General features: G+C 71.7%; 21 protein-coding genes and 3 tRNA genes. 11 read left to right on the top strand and 13 right to left on the bottom strand.

All coding sequences use genetic code 11. The features are described 5' to 3' along the window. Positions 1 to 141 precede the first annotated feature (141 nt). Entirely contained in the window at positions 142 to 1560 is a 1419-nt protein-coding gene (locus tag V3C34_RS02615) for an amidase (RefSeq protein WP_068327516.1), read from the top strand. A 59-nt stretch (positions 1561 to 1619) separates the two neighbouring features. Here V3C34_RS02615 and V3C34_RS02610 read toward each other — a convergent pair. Both V3C34_RS02610 and V3C34_RS02605 read right to left on the bottom strand, forming a co-directional pair. Continuing rightward, positions 1620 to 1702 (bottom strand) — tRNA-Leu (locus V3C34_RS02610). Positions 1703 to 1992: 290 nt separating this feature from the next. Then, on the bottom strand, positions 1993 to 2616 hold the full coding sequence (locus V3C34_RS02605; protein WP_346007986.1) for a MerR family transcriptional regulator: 624 nt from the start codon (positions 2614 to 2616) through the stop codon (positions 1993 to 1995). Positions 2617 to 2693: 77 nt separating this feature from the next. Here V3C34_RS02605 and V3C34_RS02600 point away from each other — a divergent pair, with 77 nt between their 5' ends. The 8 genes from V3C34_RS02600 to pknB all read left to right on the top strand — a co-directional run bounded on the left by V3C34_RS02600 (position 2694) and on the right by pknB (position 11394). Continuing rightward, on the top strand, positions 2694 to 3191 hold the full coding sequence (locus tag V3C34_RS02600; protein WP_346007985.1) for a DUF4188 domain-containing protein: 498 nt from the start codon (positions 2694 to 2696) through the stop codon (positions 3189 to 3191). 33 nt (positions 3192 to 3224) lie between these two features. Further along, positions 3225 to 3773 carry a DUF3253 domain-containing protein gene (locus V3C34_RS02595; RefSeq protein ID WP_068327523.1) on the top strand — a complete coding sequence of 183 codons (549 nt, stop codon included), beginning with the start codon at positions 3225 to 3227 and terminating at the stop codon, positions 3771 to 3773. Between the two features lie 116 nt (positions 3774 to 3889). Next, entirely contained in the window at positions 3890 to 4804 is a 915-nt protein-coding gene (locus V3C34_RS02590; RefSeq protein ID WP_338539070.1) for a DUF3662 and FHA domain-containing protein, read from the top strand. Positions 4805 to 4838: 34 nt separating this feature from the next. Continuing rightward, positions 4839 to 5339, top strand: a complete 501-nt coding sequence (locus tag V3C34_RS02585; protein WP_068327529.1) for an FHA domain-containing protein FhaB/FipA — start codon at positions 4839 to 4841, stop codon at positions 5337 to 5339. Then, positions 5339 to 6577, top strand: a complete 1239-nt coding sequence (locus tag V3C34_RS02580; RefSeq protein WP_068327532.1) for a Stp1/IreP family PP2C-type Ser/Thr phosphatase — start codon at positions 5339 to 5341, stop codon at positions 6575 to 6577. The genes V3C34_RS02585 and V3C34_RS02580 overlap by 1 nt, the downstream gene beginning before the upstream one ends. After that, on the top strand, positions 6577 to 7950 hold the full coding sequence (locus V3C34_RS02575) for an FtsW/RodA/SpoVE family cell cycle protein (protein WP_068329274.1): 1374 nt from the start codon (positions 6577 to 6579) through the stop codon (positions 7948 to 7950). The genes V3C34_RS02580 and V3C34_RS02575 overlap by 1 nt, the downstream gene beginning before the upstream one ends. After that, a complete protein-coding gene (locus V3C34_RS02570; protein ID WP_068425332.1) occupies positions 7947 to 9401 on the top strand; it encodes a peptidoglycan D,D-transpeptidase FtsI family protein in 1455 nt (484 codons plus the stop codon). Before V3C34_RS02575 ends, V3C34_RS02570 begins: the two co-directional genes overlap by 4 nt. Positions 9402 to 9471: 70 nt before the next feature. Beyond that, positions 9472 to 11394 (top strand): Stk1 family PASTA domain-containing Ser/Thr kinase, encoded by a 1923-nt coding sequence (pknB, locus tag V3C34_RS02565; protein ID WP_068327539.1) that lies wholly within the window; start codon positions 9472 to 9474, stop codon positions 11392 to 11394. Between the two features lie 11 nt (positions 11395 to 11405). Here the strand turns inward: pknB and V3C34_RS02560 are convergent, their stop codons facing one another. The 3 genes from V3C34_RS02560 to V3C34_RS02550 are packed head-to-tail and all read right to left on the bottom strand — an operon-like array spanning position 11406 to position 13829. Then, positions 11406 to 12392, bottom strand: a complete 987-nt coding sequence (locus V3C34_RS02560; RefSeq protein ID WP_338539072.1) for a YihY/virulence factor BrkB family protein — start codon at positions 12390 to 12392, stop codon at positions 11406 to 11408. A 14-nt stretch (positions 12393 to 12406) separates the two neighbouring features. After that, positions 12407 to 13063, bottom strand: coding sequence for an aminodeoxychorismate/anthranilate synthase component II (locus tag V3C34_RS02555; RefSeq protein ID WP_068329276.1), 657 nt, complete (start codon positions 13061 to 13063; stop codon positions 12407 to 12409). 16 nt (positions 13064 to 13079) lie between these two features. Further along, the gene (locus tag V3C34_RS02550) at positions 13080 to 13829 is read right to left on the bottom strand and encodes a DUF881 domain-containing protein (RefSeq protein ID WP_068327545.1); all 750 of its coding nucleotides are present in this window, start codon (positions 13827 to 13829) and stop codon (positions 13080 to 13082) included. A gap of 83 nt (positions 13830 to 13912) precedes the next feature. Here V3C34_RS02550 and V3C34_RS02545 point away from each other — a divergent pair, with 83 nt between their 5' ends. Beyond that, positions 13913 to 14269, top strand: a complete 357-nt coding sequence (locus tag V3C34_RS02545) for a cell division protein CrgA (RefSeq protein WP_082807681.1) — start codon at positions 13913 to 13915, stop codon at positions 14267 to 14269. Positions 14270 to 14439: 170 nt separating this feature from the next. On the opposite strand, the gene V3C34_RS02540 is transcribed toward V3C34_RS02545, so the two are convergent. Together V3C34_RS02540 and V3C34_RS02535 are read right to left on the bottom strand one after the other, a co-directional pair. Next, a complete protein-coding gene (locus V3C34_RS02540) occupies positions 14440 to 15342 on the bottom strand; it encodes a rhomboid family intramembrane serine protease (RefSeq protein ID WP_068327547.1) in 903 nt (300 codons plus the stop codon). A 6-nt stretch (positions 15343 to 15348) separates the two neighbouring features. Beyond that, positions 15349 to 15870: a peptidylprolyl isomerase gene (locus V3C34_RS02535; RefSeq protein WP_068329278.1), complete on the bottom strand. Its 522-nt coding sequence runs from the start codon at positions 15868 to 15870 to the stop codon at positions 15349 to 15351. A 117-nt stretch (positions 15871 to 15987) separates the two neighbouring features. Between V3C34_RS02535 and V3C34_RS02530 the strand changes: the two genes are divergently transcribed. Further along, positions 15988 to 16968 (top strand): hypothetical protein, encoded by a 981-nt coding sequence (locus tag V3C34_RS02530; RefSeq protein ID WP_346007984.1) that lies wholly within the window; start codon positions 15988 to 15990, stop codon positions 16966 to 16968. A gap of 63 nt (positions 16969 to 17031) precedes the next feature. On the opposite strand, the gene V3C34_RS02525 is transcribed toward V3C34_RS02530, so the two are convergent. The 6 genes from V3C34_RS02525 to gyrA form a co-directional block, all read right to left on the bottom strand. Next, a complete protein-coding gene (locus V3C34_RS02525; protein WP_346007983.1) occupies positions 17032 to 17862 on the bottom strand; it encodes an alpha/beta hydrolase in 831 nt (276 codons plus the stop codon). A gap of 75 nt (positions 17863 to 17937) precedes the next feature. After that, positions 17938 to 18010 (bottom strand) — tRNA-Ala (locus V3C34_RS02520). A gap of 13 nt (positions 18011 to 18023) precedes the next feature. After that, the gene (locus V3C34_RS02515) at positions 18024 to 18203 is read right to left on the bottom strand and encodes a DLW-39 family protein (RefSeq protein ID WP_068425341.1); all 180 of its coding nucleotides are present in this window, start codon (positions 18201 to 18203) and stop codon (positions 18024 to 18026) included. Positions 18204 to 18226: 23 nt separating this feature from the next. After that, positions 18227 to 18303, bottom strand: a tRNA-Ile gene (locus tag V3C34_RS02510). Positions 18304 to 18392: 89 nt separating this feature from the next. After that, complete coding sequence (locus V3C34_RS02505) at positions 18393 to 18863, bottom strand: DUF3566 domain-containing protein (RefSeq protein WP_245634814.1); 471 nt, start codon at positions 18861 to 18863, stop codon at positions 18393 to 18395. Further along, the gene (gene gyrA / locus V3C34_RS02500) at positions 18860 to 21451 is read right to left on the bottom strand and encodes a DNA gyrase subunit A (RefSeq protein ID WP_068327558.1); all 2592 of its coding nucleotides are present in this window, start codon (positions 21449 to 21451) and stop codon (positions 18860 to 18862) included. Before gyrA ends, V3C34_RS02505 begins: the two co-directional genes overlap by 4 nt. Positions 21452 to 21504: the final 53 nt, after the last annotated feature.

The following is a 21504-nucleotide window of genomic DNA, read 5'->3' as shown; positions in this document are numbered from 1 at the left end:
ACAGCGGACTGCGCCAGCGTAGAACCTCCCCGAGGGCAAGGTCGCTGAGTGCCGTCGTCATGGCACGCAGCGACCTTCCTCTCCTCGTCGTCGTGGGCGCACGATGATCGCGAAGATCTCCCGAGCGAGTAGGTGTCAACGATGACGAATGAACTCTGGACGCTCCCTGCGACGAGGATGCGCGACCTCCTGGACTCCGGTGAGGCCAGCTCGCGAGAGCTGGTCGACAGCTGCTTGGCCCGCATCGAGGCCGTCAACCCCCGACTCAACGCTCTCGTCGAGGTCCGGCCCGACGAGGCGCGCGCGGCCGCAGAGGCGGCCGACTCGGCGAGGGCCGCCGGTGAGGCCCACGGCTGCCTGCACGGGATCCCCGTCGCCACCAAGATCAACACGGAGCAGCGGGGCTACGCCACGACCCAAGGGGTCGTGGCCTGGGCGGAGGCGGTCGCGGAGGAGGACGCGCCCGTGATCGCCAGCCTGCGCAATGCCGGCGCCCTCCTCGTGGGCCGCACGAACGCGCCCGCCTTTGCCTTCCGTTGGTTCTCCAACAACGACCTGCACGGACGGACCCTCAACCCCTGGGACGCCGGACGGACACCCGGCGGCTCAAGCGGTGGGTCGTCCGCAGCCGTCGCCTCGGGGATGCTCCCCCTGGGGCACGGCAACGACATCGGCGGCTCCGTCCGCTACCCCGCTTACGCCACAGGGACCGTCGGGCTGCGCCCCACGCCCGGCCTGGTATCTGGTGGCACGGCGGCCGGGGACCCACCGGAGACGCTGTCGGTGCAGACCATGGCGGTCCACGGGCCGCACGCTCGCACCGTCGGTGACGTTCGCCTCGGGTTGCACGGCATGAGCGGTCGGGACCCGCGGGACCCGTGGCAGGTGGCCGGCAACCCGACGCCTGCTCCGTCTCCGAACGCTCGCCGCGTGGGGCTGCTGCGCGACCCCGGCGTCGTCACTCCCAGCCCGTCCGTCGATGCTGCCCTGACCCAGGCGGGCCGTGACCTCGAGGCGGCGGGATACGAGGTCGAGGAGGTCGAGCTGCCGCTCTTCGCCGAGGCCTACCGCATCTGGTACCTCCTCGTGCTGCGGGAGTTCCTGACCATCATGCCGCTGGTGCGGGAAGTCGGCGACGAGGCGATGCAGCGAGCCGCGCTCTTCTATCAAGAAGGGTCCGCCGAGTGGTGGGGCACCGAGCCCACGCTGCACGACTACATCGCGGGCTATGCCCGCCGGGGCCAGCTGATGCGCAAGCTGAGCACCGTCCTCGAGGAGTACCCGACACTCCTCACGCCCGTCTCGGCCGACGAGGTCATGCTCCAGGACGCCGACATCCAGAGCGCCGAGGGCATGCGGCGGTGCATGGACATCCAGTGGCCGATGATGTCGCTCCCGCTGCTCGGTGTCCCTGGGCTGGCCGTGCCGACCGGGGTGGTCGGGGGGTTGCCCACCGGGGTCCAGCTCATCGGGCGCCGCTTCGACGACGAGCGCCTGCTCGACGTCGGCGAGGTCATCGAGCGCGCCCGCGGGAGCTTCACCCCGATCGATCCCACCTGACGCGCACGCCCCGCACGACGAAGGGCGCCGCACCATGTGGTGCGACGCCCTTCGGACTGTGCGCGAGGGGGGATTTGAACCCCCACGCCCTTTCGGACACTGGCACCTGAAGCCAGCGCGTCTGCCGTTCCGCCACTCGCGCAATGAGTGATGCCCCGCACCATGGGCGCGTGAGCCGTCTCATTGTGCCCCATGACCTGGCGGAATCCCAAAGCGGGTGATCGGGCCCTTCGAGACGCTTGCTGCGCAAGCTCCTCAGGGAGCGGTGGGTGCGGGGGCGTGAGTCGGGCCCTTCGAGACGCTTGCTGCGCAAGCTCCTCAGGGAGCGGTGGGTGGGGGGGCGAGCCGGGCCCTTCGAGACGCTTGCTGCGCAAGCTCCTCAGGGAGCGGTGGACGAGGGCTCCTCGGGGAGCGGTGGACGCGGGCCGGGGGTCAGCCCCCTTCGCTCACCGCGAGGTGCTGCTGGGCGAGGCGGCGAAGGGGGGCGAGGACCGGGTCGACGAGGACGGTGCCGAGGACGACCTGGCGCACGGCGCCGGCCGGGTCCGGCGGGACGGAGTCGACGTCGGCCCGGGCGATCCGCAGGACCCCCTCCGCGTACGCCGCCATCCGCTCCTCGTCGAGGCCCAGGCCCGCGGCGTCGCAGGCCGCCCACGCCGTGTCGAGGTCGTCGATGACCGGGTCGTGCGGGTGGACCCGCCACCCCATGTCCGCGAGCCAGCGGCGGGCCCGCGACTCCGGCGCCGGCGCGTCCGCGGGCGGCGGCTCACCGACGAACTCCTCACCCAGGAGCGCCCGCTGGGCCGCGCCGAGGACGTCGACCCGGCCGGTGCCGGGCTGGTCGATGACGGTGAGCACCCGCCTCGTCGTCGCGACGGACAGCCCGCCGACGCCGATGAGTGCGCGGACCAGTCGCACGCGCTCGACGTGCTCCGGCCCGTAGGCGGCACTCGTCCGCGTCAGGGCCTCCCCGGGAGGGAGCAGCCCCTCACGCAGGTAGTACTTCAGGGTCGCCACCGGCACGTCGGTGGCCGCAGCCAGCTCGGAGATCTTCACGCGCCTCACCTCTTGCGCTGGATAGTAGCGGTACCCAATACTGGATACCATCACTATCCAGCCTCTTGGGAGAGACCATGCGCCACGAGACCCACGCCCACGACGGCGACGTCGTCGTCTTCAACATCGGCATGACGATCCGCAAGCCGCACCGGCCCGACCTGTGGTGGGCCCCCTTCGTCGCCATGCCGCAGATGATCGGCGAGCTCTCCCGCAACCGGGCGGCCGCCGAGCGCGGGGAGGCCGAGGACCTCGGCTTCCTGGGCGCCTACACGCTCATGGGTCGCGGCGGCCCGTGGGTCGTCCAGTACTGGCGCAGCACCGACCAGCTCTACCGCTACGCCTCCATGGCCGACGCCAAGCACCTGCCGGCGTGGAAGAAGTTCAACGCCGTCGCGCGCCGGCAGCCCGAGGCCGTGGGCATCTGGCACGAGACCTTCGCCGTGCCGGCCGGCGGGATCGAGACGCTCTACGGCAACGGCGCCCGCACCGGCCTCGGAGCGCTCACGGGCACCGTCGAGGCGACCCGACGCGGTCGGGGAGCCCGCGAGCGACTGGGCTCGGCGGTCGCCTGACCCGGACCGCCCACCCGCACTAGGGTCGGCTGCATGCCGCACCACACCCGGGACGGGTCGAGCTCGGACCGTGGCGACGGGAGCGACGGGGTCGAGCACGTCGACGACGGTCGCTACGTGCTCGTCGACGGTCGGCGGTGGCGGGCCAGCGACCCCGCCATCCCCGACGCGCTGCGCGCCGAGCTCGTCTCCGAGCTCATGGCCGCGCGACGGGCGGTGCGCACTGATCCCGGGACGGCGCGTCCGCGGGTCCATGACGCCAAGGTCGCGCTCGGTGAGCGCGGGCACCCGTGGTGGGAGGACGCCGACGACCAGGCGCGCCGCGAGCGCATCGCAGCCACGTTCAGGGTGCTCCTGCGCCACCGGGACCCGCGCAGCGCGTGCCCCAGTGACATCGCCCGCGCCGTGGGCGGCCAGGGGTGGCGCGACCTCATGGACGAGGTCCGTGCCGTGGCCGCGGCCCTCGCCGCCGACGGGACCCTCGTCGTCACCCAGGGCGGCCAGCCGGTCGACGTCCGCACGGCACGCGGTCCCGTCCGTGTCGTCGCGGGTCCCCGGCTGGGTGCGCCGTCAGGGTCCTGACCCGCGTCGCTCCCCCCTCGGCGCGGGTCCAGCGATCCTCCAGCGTCCGCAGTTAGGATCGGCGCACCCATGTCCATGCGGGCAGGGTCAGACCGAGCGAAGGGAGGAGGGCTTCCGTGAGCCTCTTCGAGCGCATGGAGCGCAAGCTGGAGCGCACCGTCAACGGTGTCTTCGCGCGCGCCTTCCGCGCCGAGGTCCAGCCGCTCGAGCTCGCCTCGGCGCTGCGCCGCGCCATGGACGACCGGGCCACGATGCTCGGCCGCGGCCGCACGATCGTCCCCAACCTCTTCACCATCGAGCTCGCCCCGAGCGACTACGAGCGCCTCACCGAGTTCGACGAGGAGCTCGAGGACGAGCTCGTCGCCGCCGCCCAGGAGCACGCCGAGTCTCAGCGCTACCAGCCCGGAGGCCCGCTGCAGGTCCTCTTCGACGAGGACGAGGAGCTCGAGACCGGCGTCTTCCGCGTGCGCCCCGCCACCGCCCGGCAGCGCGTCGACCGCGCCGAGCAGGTGCGGGCCTACTCCGACGAGCAGGCCGGCGACGACGACGCATACGACGAGTACTCCGGCGGCTGGGACCTCGACGACGAGCCGGACGAGCCCGTCCCGGCCCCGGCCGCCGCCGTCGAGCGGACGGTGCCGCGACCCCCTTCGCCCCGGCGCGTGCCCGAGGAGGCGCCGACCTCCGTGCAGCGCCCCCAGCCACCGCGCCAGACCCCGCCACCGGTCTCCGTCCAGGACCGCCCGTGGCTCGAGGTCGACGGCGAGCGCTACCCGCTCGTCTCAGCGATGACCGTGCTCGGCCGCGACGAGAGCGCGGACGTCGTCCTCGACGACCCCGGCATCTCCCGTCGCCACTGCGAGGTGCGCGTCACCCACGACGGGCCGCACCTCGTGACACACCTGCGCGACCTGGGCTCGACCAACGGCACCTTCGTCAACGGCGAGCCCACGGACGCCGTCCGGCTGGGTGACGGTGACCGGATCACCGTCGGTCGCACCCACGCCACCTTCCACGCCGGCCGTCGCTGACGCGTCGCGCCACCCACACACAAGGAGCCCAGAGTTGAGCGAGTTGACGGTCACCGTGCTGCGCCTCGGCCTGCTCGTGCTCCTGTGGGTCTTCGTGCTGTCCGTCGCGTCCGTGCTGCGCACCGACCTCTTCGGCACGCGGGTGGTCAACCGCCGCCCCGCCCCACCCAAGAAGGAGGGGCGCCGCGCCAGCCGCTCCGAGGCCGGCGCCGAGGCGCCGCGCCGGGCGCCGCGCAACCCGCGCACGCCCACCCACCTCGTCCTGACGACCGGCCCGCTCACCGGCACCTCCCTGCCGCTGCGCGACTCCGGCGTGCTCATCGGCCGCAACCCCGAGTGCGCCCTGGTCCTCGACGACGAGTTCGCCTCGGGCCGCCACGCGCGCATCATCCGGGCCGAGGACGGGTGGTACGTCGAGGACCTCGGCTCGACCAACGGCACCTTCCTCGGCCAGTACCGCGTCGGTGACCCCGTGCCCGTCGAGACCGGGACCGCGATCCGGATCGGTCGCACGGTCATCGAGCTGAGGAACTGATGGCGCTGACCTTCCACTTCGCCGCGCGCTCCGACGTCGGTCTCGTCCGCAAGGACAACCAGGACTCGGGGTACGCCGGGCCGCACCTGCTCGTCGTCGCCGACGGCATGGGCGGGCACGCCGGCGGCGACATCGCCTCGGCGACCGCGATCACCGAGCTCGTCGAGATCGACCACGACTCGCTGACGGCCGCGGAGGCCTCGACCCGGCTCAGCCGTGCGATCACCTCGGCCAACACCGAGATCGCCCGCACCGCCGCGGAGCACAGCGAGCTCGAGGGCATGGGCACGACGGTCACCGCGATCATGCGGGCGAGGAACAAGCTGATCCTCGCCCACATCGGCGACTCCCGGGCCTACCTCCTGCGCGAGGGGCGGGTCACGCAGATCACCAAGGACCACTCCTTCGTGCAGACCCTCATCGACGAGGGCCGCATCACCGAGGAGGAGGCGAGCACCCACCCCCAGCGCTCGGTCGTCACCCGCGTGCTCACCGGCGCCGACGGTGACGAGCCCGACCTCGGCGCCCGCGAGGCGCGCCTCGGCGACCGTTACCTGCTGTGCAGCGACGGCCTCTCCGGCTTCGTCGCCCGCGACACCATCGAGGAGATCCTCGCCGCCGGCGCGGCCCCCGGCCGGACCGCCGACGACCTCGTCTCTCTCGCCATCCGCGCCGGGGCGCCCGACAACGTCACGGTCGTCGTCGCCGACGTCGTCGAGGCCGGGTCCGCGCCGTCCACCCAGCCCCAGGTGGTCGGCAGCGCCGCCCTGCGCCGCCCGCGCAAGCGCGTCGACACCTCCCCGGCCGGCAAGGCCGCCGCCCTCACCCGCACCGACGACGAGGACGAAGGGGTGGAGCTCGACGAGGAGGGCGCCACCAGTCGCCGGGGGCGCTGGGGCCGTCGGCTCGGCGGCCTGCTCGTCGTCGTGCTGCTCCTCGGCGCCGGCCTGTACGCCGGGTACGCGTGGACCCAGCAGCAGTACTTCGTCGGGGCGCAGGACGGCAAGGTCACGGTCTACCGGGGCGTGGCCGAGGACCTGGGCCCGATCTCGCTGAGCTCGGCCGTCGACCCGACCGACATCCAGCTGTCCGAGCTGCCCACCTTCTACCGCGACGAGGTCGAGGCGACGATCTCCGTCGACTCGCGCTCCGCCGCCGACCAGCGGGTCGAGAGCCTGCGCGTCGCCGCGGAGAAGTGCGGCCAGCTGCGGGCCACAGGGGAGCCCTGCGGCCGATGATGCGCGCCATCACGACGATCACCCCTGCCCGCGGCCGCAATGTCGAGCTGCTGCTCACCGCGCTCGCCATCGGCGTCGTGATCCTCGCCTACGTCAACGTCTCGGTCGCCGAGTCCGGCGAGGTCCCGCCGGACCTGCTCGGCCACACCGGCCTGCTCGCGGCCATCGCGCTCGTCGTGCACCTCGTGCTGCGCTGGCGGGCCTCCTACGCCGACCCGATCATCCTGCCGATCGTCACGCTGCTCAACGGCATCGGGCTGGTGATGATCCATCGGCTCGACCTGGCCGCAGGGCGAGACTTCAGCGAGGGGCTCGCGCTGCGCCAGCTCATCTGGTCGGGACTGGGTGTCGCCATCGCCCTCGTCGTACTGATCATGCTGCGTGACCACCGGGTGCTGCGGCGCTACACCTACACCGCCGGGTTCTTCGCGCTGCTCTTCATCACGCTGCCGCTCACCCCCTTCGGCCACTCCGTCTACGGCGCGAAGATCTGGATCAAGCTCGGCGCCTTCACCTTCCAGCCGGCCGAGGTCGCCAAGATCCTGCTCGCGATCTTCTTCGCCGGCTACCTCGTGCAGACCCGCGACATGCTGGCCCTCGCCGGACGCAAGTTCCTCGGCATCAGCTTCCCGCGGGCACGCGACCTCGGGCCGCTCGCCATCGCCTGGCTCGCGGCGGCCGCCGTCCTCGTGCTGGAGAACGACTTCGGCACCACGCTGCTGATCTTCGGGCTCTTCGTCGCGATGCTCTACGTCGCCACCGAGCGGGTCTCGTGGATCGTCCTCGGCCTGACGATGGCCGCGGCCGGCGCCTTCGTCGTCTACCAGTTCGCCTCGCACGTGCAGACCCGCGTCCTGTGCTGGACCGACACCTTCTCCGAGGAGGGCATGCAGCAGTGCGGCCAGCTGGCCACCGGGATCATGGGCATGGCCGCCGGCGGGATCTCGGGCACCGGCCTGGGCCGCGGCCGACCCTGGCTCACCCCGCTGCCGGAGTCCGACTTCATCTTCACCAGCCTCGGTGAGGAGCTCGGCCTCATCGGCGTCTTCGCGCTGATCATGCTCTACGCGCTGCTCGTCGAGCGCGGGCTGCGCTCGGCCATCGGCCTGCGGGACGGCTTCGGCAAGCTGCTGGCCACCGGGCTGACCTTCGTCCTCGCGATCCAGGTCTTCGTCGTCATCGGCGGCGTCACCCGGGTCATCCCGCTGACCGGCCTCACCCTCCCCTTCGTCGCCTACGGCGGATCCTCGCTCCTCACCAACTGGACCCTCGTCGCCATCCTGCTGCGCATCAGCGACCACGCCCGCCGCCCCGAGCCGGAGTTCGACCCGGCGTCGATGGACGAGCCGACCCAGGTGGTGAAGGCCCGGTGAACCAGCCCATCCGCCGCCTGTCGATGCTCGTCGCGATGCTCTTCGTCCTGCTGCTCGGGTCGAGCACGTGGATCCAGGTCCTCGGCTCCCAGGACATCAACGACCGCCCCGGCAACCGGCGCACCCAGCTCGAGAGCTATGCCCGCGAGCGCGGGCAGATCCTGCTCGGCGGCCGGCCGATCGCGCGCTCCACCCCGACGCAGGACGACCTGCAGTGGCAGCGCCGCTACAGCGAGCCCGAGCTGTACAGCCACGTCACCGGGTGGAACTCCTTCACCTACGGCCCCGGTGGTGGCATCGAGAGCGCCGCCGACGGCCTGCTCTCCGGCCGGGACGACCAGCTCTTCTACGACCGTGTGACCGGCACGATCGCCGGGCGCGAGCCCAAGGGCGCCAGCCTCGAGCTGACGATCAACCCCAGGGTGCAGCAGGCGGCCGACGAGGCGCTCGGCGACCAGCGGGGGGCCGTCGTGGCCCTCGACCCGCGCACCGGCGCGGTGCTCGCGATGGTCTCCCATCCCGACTTCGACCCGACGCCCCTGGTGAGCCATGACCCCGCCACGGAGAAGAAGGCCTGGGACTCGCTGAACAGCGACCCGGCACGCCCGCTCGTCAACCGGGCCATCGGCGGCAACCTCTACCCGCCGGGGTCGGTCTTCAAGATCGTCACCGCCGCCGCGGCCATCGAGGACGGTCGCTGGTCCGAGGACTCCTCGATCCCCGGTCCCGCCGTGCTCGACCTGCCCCAGACCGACGTCGGTCTGCCCAACTCGCACCCCGGCGCCTGCGGGCCGGACGACAAGGTGACCCTGGCCGTCGCCATGCAGGACTCGTGCAACACCGCCTTCGGCTGGCTCGGCATGGAGCTCGGCGGCGACGCGGTGCGCGAGCAGGCCGGCAAGTTCGGCTTCGGCGAGGACCTCGACATCCCGATGAGCGTCACGCCGTCGACCGTGCCCGAGGAGCTCAGCCCGCCGCAGGAGGCCCAGGTCGGCATCGGCCAGTACGACGTGCGGGTCACCCCGATGCAGGTCGCGATGGTGACCGCGGCGGTGGCCAACGACGGCGTCGTCATGAAGCCGCACCTCGTGCAGTCGGTGCTCGGCTCGGACCTGTCGAAGATCGACGAGACCAAGCCCGAGCAGCTGTCCAGGGCCATGGAGCCGGAGACCTCCGACCAGCTGACCGACATGATGAAGCTCGTCGTCGAGCAGGGCACCGGCACCCAGGGCGCCGTGCCCGGCTACAGCGTCGCCGGCAAGACCGGCACCGCCGAGCACGCGGACGACGAGGCGCCGCACGCGTGGTTCACCGCCTTCGCCCCGGCCGACAACCCGCAGATCGCCGTCGCGGTCGTCGTCGAGGAGGGCGGCCGGGCGGGCAACGAGGGCTACGGGGGCTCGGTCGCCGGGCCGATCAGCGCGGCCGTGATGAAGGCGGCCCTCCAGTGACCTGCCCAGCAGACGACCCCGACCACACCGGTCACCCGGACACACCGAGCACCTCGCCGAGGGAGAGCGCATGAGCACGTCAGCACCCCGCCTGCTCGGCGGGCGCTACGAGGTCGGTGAGCTCATCGGCCGTGGCGGCATGGCCGAGGTCCACCTCGGTCACGACACCCGGCTCGGTCGACCCGTCGCGATCAAGATCCTGCGCACCGACCACGCCCGGGATGCCGCCTTCCTCGGCCGGTTCCGCCGCGAGGCCCAGTCCGTCGCCGGGCTCAACCACCGCTCGATCGTCGCCGTGTACGACTCGGGCGAGGACCGGCACACCGAGGCCGGTGGGGCCGCCCTCGACATCCCCTACATCGTCATGGAGCTCGTCGACGGCTACACGCTGCGCGAGCTGCTCAACGACTCCGAGCACGGCTACCTCGATCCCGACGAGGCCGCGCGCATCGTCCAGGCGGTCCTCGAGGCACTCGCCTACAGCCACGAGATGGGCATGGTCCACCGCGACATCAAGCCGGGCAATGTCATGGTCACCGACGACGGCAGCGTCAAGGTCATGGACTTCGGCATCGCGCGCGCCCTCGCCGACACCCAGGCCACGATGACCCAGACCCAGGCCGTCATCGGCACCGCCCAGTACATCTCCCCCGAGCAGGCCCGCGGCGAGACGGTCGACCAGCGCAGCGACGTCTACTCGACCGGCTGCCTCCTCTTCGAGCTGCTCACGGGACGGACCCCGTACACCGGTGAGCCGATCTCGCTGACCTACCAGCACGTCAACGCCGACATCCCGCTCCCTTCGTCGATCAACCCCGACGTCCCGCCGCAGCTGGACGCGATCGTCCACCACGCGCTCACCAAGGACCGCGACGAGCGCTACACCGACGCGCGGTCGATGGCCGAGGACCTCAAGGCCTACCGCGGCGGCATGCCGATCAGCCCGGTCGCGACCGACAGCCTCGAGGCGGCCACCGCGACGATCCCGCTCACCGCGCCGCGAGCGGTACCCGTGCCGCGCACCGACCCGGACACCGCCTCCATGCCCGCGACCCAGCCGCGACGGCGCAGCGGGCGGCTGGGGTGGGTCTTCGCGGCCCTCCTGCTCATCCCACTCGCGCTGCTCGGGTGGTTCGCCTGGGACGCCGCGCAGGGACCCGACGTCGTCCAGGTCACCGTGCCCGGGGTCGTCGGCCGCGACGTGGACGCGGCCACGGCCGCGATCGAGAAGGTCGGGCTCGAGGTCGACGTCGAGCAGCGTGCCGACGAGGCCGCGAAGGGCGAGGTGCTCGAGCAGGACCCCCGGGAGGGGACCACCCTGCCCGAGGGCGAGACCGTGACGCTCGTGGCCTCGAGCGGCCCGGACCAGGTACCGGTGCCGAGCCTGTCCGGCAAGGGCCTCGCCGAGGCGACCCGCGACCTCGAGGCCGCCGGGCTCGAGCTCGGGACGGTGACCAAGGAGGACAGCCCGGACCAGACGACCAACCGGGTGATCTCCAGCTCGCCGGGGCCGGCCGAGTCGGTGGCCGCGGGCAGCGAGGTCGACCTCGTCGTCGCGAGCGGCAACGTCGAGCTCGGGGACTACACCGGGCAGCAGGTGGACGACGCGACGCGCGAGATCTTCGGGCTCAACCTCAAGGTCGTCCGCGAGTCGCAGGAGTCGGGCGAGGAGCCCGACACGGTGCTCTCGCAGCGCCCCGGCCCCGGCAAGGTCAAGCAGGGCAGCACGGTCACGCTCGTCGTGGCGCGGCCCCCGGGGCAGACGACGACGGCGACGGTCACCGAGACGCCCACGCCCACGTCGACCACGCCCTCGTCGACCACGTCGACCACGGAGCCGACGACGACCGACTCACCGACGACTGAGCCGAGCCCGACGTCCACGAGCCCCACGTCCGACCCGCTCACGCCGTCGTCCACGACGCCGCGACCGACCGGCCCGCCGACCAGCAGCACGACCCAGTCCCCCGCGAGCCCCAACCGGAGCCCATGACCCCGACGAGGTCACTCCGCGGGGTCGTCGTGACCGCGGGACTCGTCGAAGAAGACGTCGATCCGCTGGAAACCCTTGAGACGCTGCGCCTCCGCGTGGCGTGAGTAGGACCGCTGGTCGGCGGTGGTGAGCACGACCTGGTCGGTGAAGGGCGTGAGCAGCGCCCGCGGCCACAGGTGCTCCTTGCGCACGACGTTGACCTCGACGCAGAGCATCGTCACCACGGCCATCGTGTAGAGGAAGACGAGCAGGCCCAGGACGATGGCGAAGACCGAGTTGAGGTTGCTCGCCCCCTCGATGACCGTGCTGACGTAGAAGGCCCCCACGGTCTGCAGCCCCTGCCACGCGAGCGCCGCGAGGACCGCGCCGGGGAGCACGTCCCACAGGTCCAGCGGCCTGGTCGTCGCGATGACGAAGACGACCCCGAAGACGAGCGTGTTGAGCACGACCGAGGCGATGGTGATCGCCCACCCGGCGTAGCCGCCCGCGACGACCTGCTTGAGGTAGATCGTCAGGCCGGTGGTCAGGACGATCGTCACGCCGGCCACGACGAGCAGGAGCAGCCCGCGCGCCCGGCTGGCGAAGGGGTTGGGCCGAGAGTTGCGCGGGATCATCCACGCCGTGTTGCTGGCGTACTGCAGCGCCTGGCCGACGCCGAGCCCGCCGTAGAGGGCGGCCAACCCACCGATGAGCAGGCCGAGCGGCCCTCCCCCGAGAGTGCCGGTCGAGGCGAGCTCGTCGCCGACGATCGGGAACTCCGACAGGGCCGAGTCGAGGATCGCCTGCTGCCAGTCGGGCTGGTCGCGGAGCACGAATCCGACGACCGTCGACAGGAGCAGCAGGGCCGGGAAGAGCGAGAGGAAGCCGTAGTACGTGAGCAGGGCGCACAGGTACCCGCCGAAGTCGTCGAAGAACTTGTAGACGACCCCGATCGGGAACCCGAGCACGGAGTGGCGCCGCTGCAGCCGGTCGAGCGGACCGACGCGGGGCTCGCCCACAGCAGCCCTGCCGCTCAGCCGGCGGCGACGGCGCGCGCGACGCCCTCGACGTCACGCACGAGCGGGGACATGCCGGCGCTGCGGCCCACGGCGTCGGCGTCGCCGGTCAGGGCGAGCCAGTTGGCGAGAATGCGGTGGCCGCCCTCGGTGAGCACCGACTCGGGGTGGAACTGCACCCCGTGGAGCGGCAGGTCCCGGTGGCGCGCCGCCATGATGACGCCGGACTGCGTGTGGGCGGTCGGCACCAGCTCGTCCGGCACCGTCGCCGGGTCGATCGTCAGCGAGTGGTACCGCGTCGCGGTGAAGGGGGACGGCAGGCCCGCGAGGACCCCCGCCCCGTCGTGCAGCACCCGGCTCGTCTTGCCGTGGAGCAGCTCGGGCGCGCGGCCGACGGTGGCGCCGAGGACGACGCCGAGGGCCTGGTGGCCGAGGCAGACACCGAGCATCGGCTGGGCGCGCTCCGCGCAGGCCTCGATCATCGCCATGGACACGCCCGCACCCTCCGGTGTGCCGGGGCCCGGAGAGACGAGCACCCCGTCGAAGTCCGCGCCGTCACCGGGGCCCAGTGCGTCATTGCGCACGACCGTGGTCTGCGCGCCGAGCTGCTGCAGGTAGCCCACGATCGTGAAGACGAAGCTGTCGTAGTTGTCGACGACGAGGATCTGGCTCACCGGCACAGTATGTCCCTCACTCGTTGTCGGCGACGGGCCGGGCGTGCTCCAGGCTCGTCCGACCGGCGAAGGGGGGCAGCTCCTTGTCGTCATCGCGCTGGACCTCGTAGCCCAGGCCGACCGCGTCGACGTACTGCTTGTAGATGCTCACGGCCGGGTCGTCGTCCAGTGCCTGCTGCAGCTCGTCCGGGTCGCCGATCGCGGTGATGGTGAAGGGCGGCGAGTACACCCGACCCTGGAGGATGAGGGTGTTGCCGACGCAGCGCACGGCGCTCGTGGAGATGACGCGCTGGTCCATGATCTGCATCGCCTCGGCGCCGCCGCGCCACAGCGCGTTGACCACGCCCTGCACGTCCTGCTGGTGCACGACGACGTCGTCGACGGTGAACCCCTCGGGGACCTCGCTCGCCTTGAGGTGAGCGTCGTCGAGGGTCACCGTGAGGGCGGGGCCCTGGACCGCAGTGAGCCCCGCCGGGGCGGCGTTGGCGCGGGTGGTGCGGTCGATCTGCCGCAGGCGGGAGCTGCCGGGGGCGGCGTCGGAGGTCAACCGGTCGACGTCGGAGCGCAGCGCCTCGACCCGTTGGCCGGAGCGCTCGTTGTCGATGGTGCGCTCCCGGATGACATCCGGCAGCCCGGTCGCCTCGCTGCGCAGGTCCGTGCCCCGCGCGGTCGTGCTGGAGGTCGCGAAGAGCAGGCCGGCGCCGACGGCGATGACCGGCACCAGGGCCGACCACCGGCTCGGGCGGTGCGTGAGCCAGGTCCGCACGGCGGGGACCCCCCTTCGATCGGTGACGACGGTCTCGACCTCTACGCTAGGCCACGAACCCGCACAACCTCGAGGAGCACCCAGTGGCGAAGTCGGCCGACGACGCGAAGGACACGACCGACCAGGCGGTCACCTCCGCCAGGAAGACCACCCGCAGCGCCGCCGAGCGCTCCGGCGACCCGCGCAAGCGGGCCACCGCCCAGAGCGAGGTCGACGCCGCCGAGGCCAGGGCGCGGCACAAGGTCAAGGCGCAGCGCGTGGGCAACCCCGGCTGGTTCACCCCGGTCATGCTCGGCCTGATGCTCATCGGCCTGGTCTGGGTCGTGACCTTCTACATCTCGCAGGAGCAGTACCCCGTCGAGTCATGGGGTCGCTGGAACCTCGGCGCGGGCTTCGCCTTCATCCTCGCCGGCTTCGCGATGACGACGCGCTGGAAGTAGCCGCCCGCCCTCGCTCACGACGAGAGGCCGCACCCGCTCACCGCGGGTGCGGCCTCTCGTCGTCCACACGTGCTGTGGACAACCCGGGTTATCCACAGGCTTGTTCACAGCTGGGGACAAATGACATCGGTGTAACTCCCCGGTTTCACAGGGTCCGTCGACCGGGGGCCTCAGGCGAAGGGACCGAGCACCGGGGCTGGGGACAACGCGTACCTGCCGATCCCCAGGGCCAGGACGACCACGAGCACGCCGATGATCCCCACCCAGGCGATCACCGGCTGCCGTCGGGTGCGCGAGAGCGCCAGGGCCGCGGCGATGACGCCGCCGGCGACGAGGCCGCCGAGGTGCGCCTGCCAGGCGACATTGGGCACGAGGAAACCGATGACGGCGTTGATGCCGATCGTCGCCACCATCGCCGAGCTGTCCCGGCCGAGGTGCCTGTTGAGCACGATGACCGCCGCGAAGAGCCCGAAGACCGCGCCCGAGGCACCCACGACCGGCACGTAGGCCTCTGGGTCGAAGGGGTCGACGGGCTGGAAGAGCAGCCAGGTCACCGAGCCGGCGAGGGCGGTGACGAGGTAGATCGCGAGGTAGCGGGCCCAGCCGAGCATCCGCTCGAGGTAGCCGCCGACCAGCCACAGCGCCAGCATGTTGAAGATGATGTGCATCGGCTGGTTGGGGCTGTGCGCGAAGGCCGAGGTGAGCAGCCGCCACGGCTCGCTCGCGCCGATCGCCGGAGCGAAGGCCACCTCCTGGAAGACCCGCGGGGAGACCAGCTCACCGACCCAGACCACGACGCAGACGGCGATGATGCCCATCGTCAGGTACGGCTTCTCGGCGGAGGCGCCGGCGCGCCCACCGAAGACCGTGACCCGGGGGCGGTCCGCCCTCGCCTGCTCGCGGACGCAGTCCACGCACTGGACACCGACCGCGGCGCTGCGCTGGCACTCCGAGCAGACGGGGCGCCGGCACCGCTGGCACCGGATGTAGGTGACCCGGTCGGGATGACGCGGGCAGACGGGGACGTCGGTGCCGGAGCCGCCGCCCGGCACGCCGGACGGCGGCTGCGACATCGTGGATCAGTCCTTGACGATCTCGACGGACTCGATGACGACCGGCTCGACCGGCTTGTCCATCGCACCGGTCGGGACGGCGGCGATCTTGTCGACGACCTCGCGGCTCGGGCCGTCGGACACCTCGCCGAAGATCGTGTGCTTGCCGTTGAGCCACGGGGTCTCACCGACCGTGACGAAGAACTGGGAGCCGTTGGTGCCGCGGCCCATCTGCTTGCCGGCGTTGGCCATGGCGAGCAGGTACGGCTTGGCGAAGGTCAGGTCCGGGTGGATCTCGTCGTCGAACGCGTAGCCGGGGCCGCCGACGCCCTGACCCAGCGGGCAGCCGCCCTGGATCATGAAGCCGGGGATGATCCGGTGGAAGCCCAGGCCGTCGTAGAACTTCGTGGGGTTGGAGCGACCGGCGTCGTCGGTGTACTCCTTCTCGCCCGTGGCGAGGCCGACGAAGTTGTCGACGGTCTTGGGAGCGTGGTTGGGGAACAGCTCGATGGAGATGTCGCCGTGGTTGGTGTGCAGGATCGCCTTCATGACGACCATCGTAGACACGGACGAAGGGGGGATGTGGCGCCCCCCACGCCTCCTCGGTTTCCCTGTCCGCCGATCCGGTGCAGGATGGGGGAGGTACCCGACTGCGCAGGAGGAAGAGTGTTCAAGCAGAACAACAAGGTCGAGACCGGGCGCGTACGCGCCCACGAGACCGCCGAGTCCGCATCCCTGAAGGTCCACGAGATCATCGACAGGATGGCCGAGCACGGTGAGACGGGTGCCGAGCGGGCCCACGTGCTGCGCGCCGCCGCCACCGAGCAGGCGGCCGCCACCCGCGAGAGCGCCGCCGCGCACGCCGCCGAGCTGCGCGCGCAGGCCCACGAGGCGCGCAAGCAGGCCGTCAAGGACGCCCAGAAGGGCAAGAAGGCCGCGCGCAAGCGGGGCAAGAAGGCCGGCAAGGAGGTCCACGACCTGCGCGACACGCTCGTGGACGACGTGCTGCCCAAGGTCACCGCGACCGCGACGACCCTGGCCGCCGCCGGTGTCGCTGCCGGCCGCAAGGCCGCCGACGAGGCCGCCACCCGCGCGCCCGAGGTGGTCACCGCCCTGCGTGACGAGCGGGACCCCCACATGGCCCTCGCCGCCGCCAAGGGGGAGCCGCCCCGCACGAAGCGTCGTGGCCTGAAGTTCCTGCTCCTCGCCCTCGTGGCCGGTGGCATCGCCGCCTTCGTCGCGAAGCAGAAGCAGGCGCCGAAGAAGGACCCGTGGGCGGTCCCCGCCGGCGACCCGTACAAGGCCCCGACGACCGGTCGGGAGTCGACCGTCGCCGCCCCGGCCGCGGCTCCGCTCTCGGAGAAGTCCGACAGCGCGCCCGCCCCGGAGAGCGACCCGCTGGCCGCGCCGACGGCGCTCGACCAGGACCCGCTGGCGGCCCCGGCCGCCCCGGTCGACGACTCCCCGGAGGCCCGCGCCCAGAGCGCGGACGCCGACGCCGCCGAGGGCAGCGACGCCTGGAGCTCCGCGCGCGACTGGGCGGACAACTCGTCCATCCCGTCCGTCTCGGGGACCTCCGAGGGCACCGATCTGTCCACCGAGCACCTCGGTGGCGACCTGCCGGCCGAGGGTGACACCAAGGCCTGAGCCCCGCACGACGAAGGGGAGGTCCCACCGTGCGGTGGGACCTCCCCTTCGTCGTGCCCGGACCTACGCCAGGAAGTCCCCGACGAGCCGGTTGAAGCCCTCGGCGTGCTCGATCTGCACCCAGTGGCCGCACTGGCCGAAGCTGTGCAGCTCCGACTGCTCGATGAGCTCGTGCAGGCGCAGCGAGGTGCTGAGCGGGATGACCTCGTCGTCGCGGCCGTGGATCACGAGGGTGGGCTGCGTCAGCTCGCGGATGTACTGGTCGGGCACGGTGAGCGCCTCGACCGAGCGCTGCCGCGGCGCCGGGAACATCGCGCTGAAGGCCTCGTGCACGCCGGGGCGCGTCGCGGCCGCGAGGCGGATCTTCGCCAGGTCCTCGGTGAGCCGGGACTTGTCGTACGCGAAGAGGTCCATGAGGTCGATCATGTTGGGCAGGCTGGGCTCGAAGCCCCACACCCGGTCCAGGCCCTCGGTGATCTCGAAGGGGACGCCCGCCGCACCCATGAGGACGAGCTTGGAGACCCGCTCGGGGTGGTGCACGGCGACGTTGAGGGCGAGCGCCCCGCCGAAGCTGTTGCCGACGACCGCGACCCGCTCCAGCCCGAGCGCGTCGAGCACGCCGACGAGGTGCTCGGTCCAGGTCGCGAGGTCGTAGGTGACGCCGTCCGGGCGCTCGGTGTAGCCGAAGCCCAGGACGTCCGGGGCGATGACGCGGTAGCGCTCGCCGAGGACCGGCAGGACGCCGCGCCAGTTGGCCCAGGCGCTGACGCCCGGCCCGGAGCCGTGGATCAGCAGGACCGGGTCGCCCTCCCCCACGTCGTGGTAGTTGGTGGCGATGCCGTTGACGTCGATCGTCTCGGCGATCTCTGGGTTGGCGGTCTCGACAGAGGTCATACCCCGCAATCTAGGGATGACCCGGGTACGACGAAGGGGGTGAACCGCAGCGCGGAACACCCCCTTCGTCCTCGGTGGAGGCGATCGGACTCGAACCGACAACCCCCTGCTTGCAAAGCAGGTGCGCTACCAATTGCGCCACGCCCCCGAGGGCTGGTGGATCAGGTGGGACGGTCGCTGGCGGCCGCCCATGCGGCGCCGGTCCCGGAGGAGGACTTCGGTGCGTTGCCCATGCGGCTGGTGGCGGCGTGCAGGTCCTTCTCGGAACGCTGCTGCTCGATCCTGTGCCGCGCGTACACCGCGCCGGCCGCTGCCGCGACGAGTACGAGGACCTTCTTCATCGATCTCTCCTCACCGTCGAAGGTGGTGGGCCCAGGAGGACTTGAACCTCCGACCTCTTCGTTATCAGCGAAGCGCTCTAACCGCCTGAGCTATGGGCCCGTGCTGCGCCGTGGATCTCTCCGTGGCGCGACGCCCGAGATTACCCCACACCTGCCGCCACCACCAAAACGGCGGCAGGCCGGGGGGAATCAGTCGTCGGTCAGCGTCATGTGCACGCCGCCGACGAGGCTGGCGACGATGTTGTAGAGGAAGGCGCCGAGGGTCGCGATGGCCGTCAGCAGGAAGACGTCGACGACCGCCAGGACGATCGACAGGGACAGCACGCGGCCGAAGCCGAGGAAGTCCATGACGTCGAAGGTCTCGCCGGAGCCGTCGCCGATGATCTGGCCGGCCAGCTCGTTGACGGAGTCGAAGACCCCCATCGCCGAGAGCAGGCCCCACATCACGCCGGTCATGACGACCATGGCGATGCCCATGGCCACCGAGACGAGGAAGCCGACCTTCATCACGGAGAAGGGGTCGACCCGCGAGACCATGAGCTTCACACGTCGGCCGGCCCTCGGGGCCGGACGGGCCGCGCTGCCGGACGGGGCGCGGCGGGGCGTCTGGGACGGGCCGGCGGCCGTGCGCACGGCCGTGGTGTCTCCTGTCGGGCTCACTCCTGGTCACCTCCGGGGATGTCCCCCTGCTGGGCGGGCTCCACCGGGTCGCTCCCGGCGGACTGCTCGTCAGGCTCCGACGCTACCCCGTCGGGTTGCTCGTCGACGTCAGCCTCCGGGTCCGCGTCGCCGCGGTCGACGTTGCGGGCGACGGCCACGATCGCGTCGCCCTTGCGCGGCGTGGCGAAGCTGACACCCATCGTGTTGCGGCTCGTGCGGTTGATCTCGGTGACCGCGGAGCGCACGATGTTGCCCTTCTCCATGACGACCATGACCTCGTCGCTCTCGTCGACGACGAGTGCGCCGACGAGCTGGCCGCCCTTGCCGGAGTTGGCCGCCGTGACACCCAGGCCGGCCCGGCCCTTGGCGGTCCACTGCGAGGCGGCGGTCCGCTTGGCCACACCGTTCTCGAAGACGACGAAGACGTCCGGGTCGGTGCCGTCCTCGATGACGTTGAGCGCGAGCAGCGAGTCGTCGCCGCGGAACTTCATGCCCGTCACACCGCTCGTCGAGCGGCCCATCGGGCGGATGACGTCGTCCGTGGCGTGGAAGCGCACCGACATCGCATTGCGCGAGACGAGCAGCAGGTCGTCCTCGGCGGCGACGAGGGCGGCGCCGATGAGCTCGTCGTCCTCGCGCAGCTTGATGGCGATGAGGCCGCCGCTGCGCGGCGAGTCGTACTCCGTCAGGCGGGTCTTCTTGACCAGGCCGCGCTTGGTCGCGAGGACGAGGTAGGGCGCCGCCTCGTAGTCCTTGATCGCGTAGACGGCCGCGATCTGCTCGTCCGGCTGGAAGGCCAGCAGGTTGGCGACGTGCTGGCCCTTGCCGTCACGCGCCGCCTCGGGCAGCTCGTAGGCCTTGACCCGGTAGACCCGGCCGAGGTTGGTGAAGAACAGCAGCCAGTGGTGCGACGTGGTCGTGAAGAAGTTGCGCACGACGTCCTCACCGCGCAGGGAGGCGCCGCGCACCCCCTTGCCGCCACGCTTCTGCGCCCGGTACTCGTCCACGCGGGTGCGCTTGGCGTAGCCGCCCCGGGTGATCGTGACGACCACGTCCTCCTCGGGGATGAGGTCCTCCATGGCGACGTCGCCGTCGTAGGGCAGGATCCGCGTGCGCCGGTCGTCGCCGTAGCGGTCGACGATCTCCGCGAGCTCGTCCTTGACGATCTGCCGCTGCCGCTCGGGCTTGGCGAGGATGTCCTTGTAGTCGAGGATCCGGGCTTCGATCTCGTCGTGCTCGTCGATGATCTTCTGCCGCTCCAGCGCGGCGAGGCGCCGCAGCTGGAGGTTGAGGATCGCCATCGCCTGCACCTCGTCGATGTCGAGGAGCTCGATCAGACCCGCACGGGCCTCGTCGACCGTCGGCGAGCGGCGGATGAGCGCGATGACCTCGTCGAGCATGTCGAGGGCCTTGAGGTAGCCGCGCAGGATGTGGATCGCGGCCTCGTCCTTGCGCAGCCGGTACTCGGTGCGCCGGATGATGACGTCGATCTGGTGCTCGACCCAGTACCGGATGAAGGCCGAGACCGGCAGGGTGCGGGGCACCCCGTCGACGAGGGCCAGCATGTTGGCGCCGAAGTTGGTCTGCAGCTGGGTGTGCTTGTAGAGGTTGTTGAGCACGACCTTGGCGACCGCGTCCCGCTTGAGGACGATGACGAGGCGCTGGCCGGTGCGCCCGGAGGTCTCGTCGCGGATGTCCGCGATGCCGCTCAGGCGACCCTCCTTGGTCATCTCGGCGATCTTCTGCGCCAGCGCGTCGGGGTTGACCTGGTAGGGCAGCTCGGTGACGACGAGGCAGGTGCGGCCCTGGATCTCCTCGACCTCGACGACGGCGCGCATGATGATCGACCCGCGGCCGGTGCGGTAGGCGTCCTCGATCCCGCGGTGGCCCATGATGAGCGCGCCGGTCGGGAAGTCGGGGCCCTTGATGAAGCCCATGACGGCCTCGAGGGCCTCCTCGCGGGAGGACTCCGGGTGGTCGAGCATCCACTGGGCGGCGTCGGCGACCTCGCGCAGGTTGTGCGGCGGGATCTGCGTGGCCATGCCGACGGCGATGCCGGCGGAGCCGTTGGCCAGCAGGTTGGGGAAGCGCGCGGGCAGCACGTCCGGCTGCAGCGTCTTGCCGTCGTAGTTGGGGACGAAGTCGACCGTCTCCTGGTCGATGTCGCGCACGAGCTCCAGCGAGAGCGGAGCCATCTTGCACTCGGTGTACCGGGGGGCGGCCGCGCCGTCGTTGCCGGCGGAGCCGAAGTTGCCCTGGCCGTCGATGAGCGGGTAGCGCAGCGACCACGGCTGCACGAGGCGGACCATCGCGTCGTAGATCGCGCTGTCACCGTGCGGGTGGTACTGGCCCATGACGTCGCCGACGACGCGCGAGCACTTGTTGTAGCCACGGTCGGGGCGGTAGCCGCCGTCGTACATCGCGTAGACGATGCGGCGGTGCACCGGCTTGAGGCCGTCGCGCACGTCGGGCAGCGCGCGCGAGACGATGACGCTCATCGCGTACTCGATGTAGCTGCGCTGCATCTCCGCGTTGAGGTCGACCGGTTCGGTCCGGTCGGTCTCGGGCGTGGTGGGGGTGTCGGTCATGGTCTGCAGGTCACCTCGGGGTCGTGGCCGAAGGGGGCGGAGGCGGGTTCGGG

Origin of the sequence: Janibacter terrae (assembly GCF_039636765.1) — a bacterium.
Classification (GTDB): Bacteria; Actinomycetota; Actinomycetes; order Actinomycetales; family Dermatophilaceae; genus Janibacter; species Janibacter terrae.
The sequence above is the reverse complement of the archived record's forward strand: the minus strand, read 5'-3'. Positions and strand labels throughout refer to the sequence as shown.

Bases quoted from the DNA above. Each gene is read 5' to 3' on its own strand.
- pknB (WP_068327539.1), top strand. From the start codon at position 9,472: ATGAGCACGTCAGCACCCCGCCTGCTCGGCGGGCGCTACGAGGTCGGT.
- V3C34_RS02575 (WP_068329274.1), top strand. From the start codon at position 6,577: ATGCGCGCCATCACGACGATCACCCCTGCCCGCGGCCGCAATGTCGAG.
- V3C34_RS02525 (WP_346007983.1), bottom strand. From the start codon at position 17,862: ATGACCTCTGTCGAGACCGCCAACCCAGAGATCGCCGAGACGATCGAC.
- gyrA (WP_068327558.1), bottom strand. From the start codon at position 21,451: ATGACCGACACCCCCACCACGCCCGAGACCGACCGGACCGAACCGGTC.
- V3C34_RS02615 (WP_068327516.1), top strand. From the start codon at position 142: ATGACGAATGAACTCTGGACGCTCCCTGCGACGAGGATGCGCGACCTC.
- V3C34_RS02580 (WP_068327532.1), top strand. From the start codon at position 5,339: ATGGCGCTGACCTTCCACTTCGCCGCGCGCTCCGACGTCGGTCTCGTC.
- V3C34_RS02540 (WP_068327547.1), bottom strand. From the start codon at position 15,342: ATGTCGCAGCCGCCGTCCGGCGTGCCGGGCGGCGGCTCCGGCACCGAC.
- V3C34_RS02515 (WP_068425341.1), bottom strand. From the start codon at position 18,203: ATGAAGAAGGTCCTCGTACTCGTCGCGGCAGCGGCCGGCGCGGTGTAC.
- V3C34_RS02600 (WP_346007985.1), top strand. From the start codon at position 2,694: ATGCGCCACGAGACCCACGCCCACGACGGCGACGTCGTCGTCTTCAAC.
- V3C34_RS02595 (WP_068327523.1), top strand. From the start codon at position 3,225: ATGCCGCACCACACCCGGGACGGGTCGAGCTCGGACCGTGGCGACGGG.
- V3C34_RS02535 (WP_068329278.1), bottom strand. From the start codon at position 15,870: ATGAAGGCGATCCTGCACACCAACCACGGCGACATCTCCATCGAGCTG.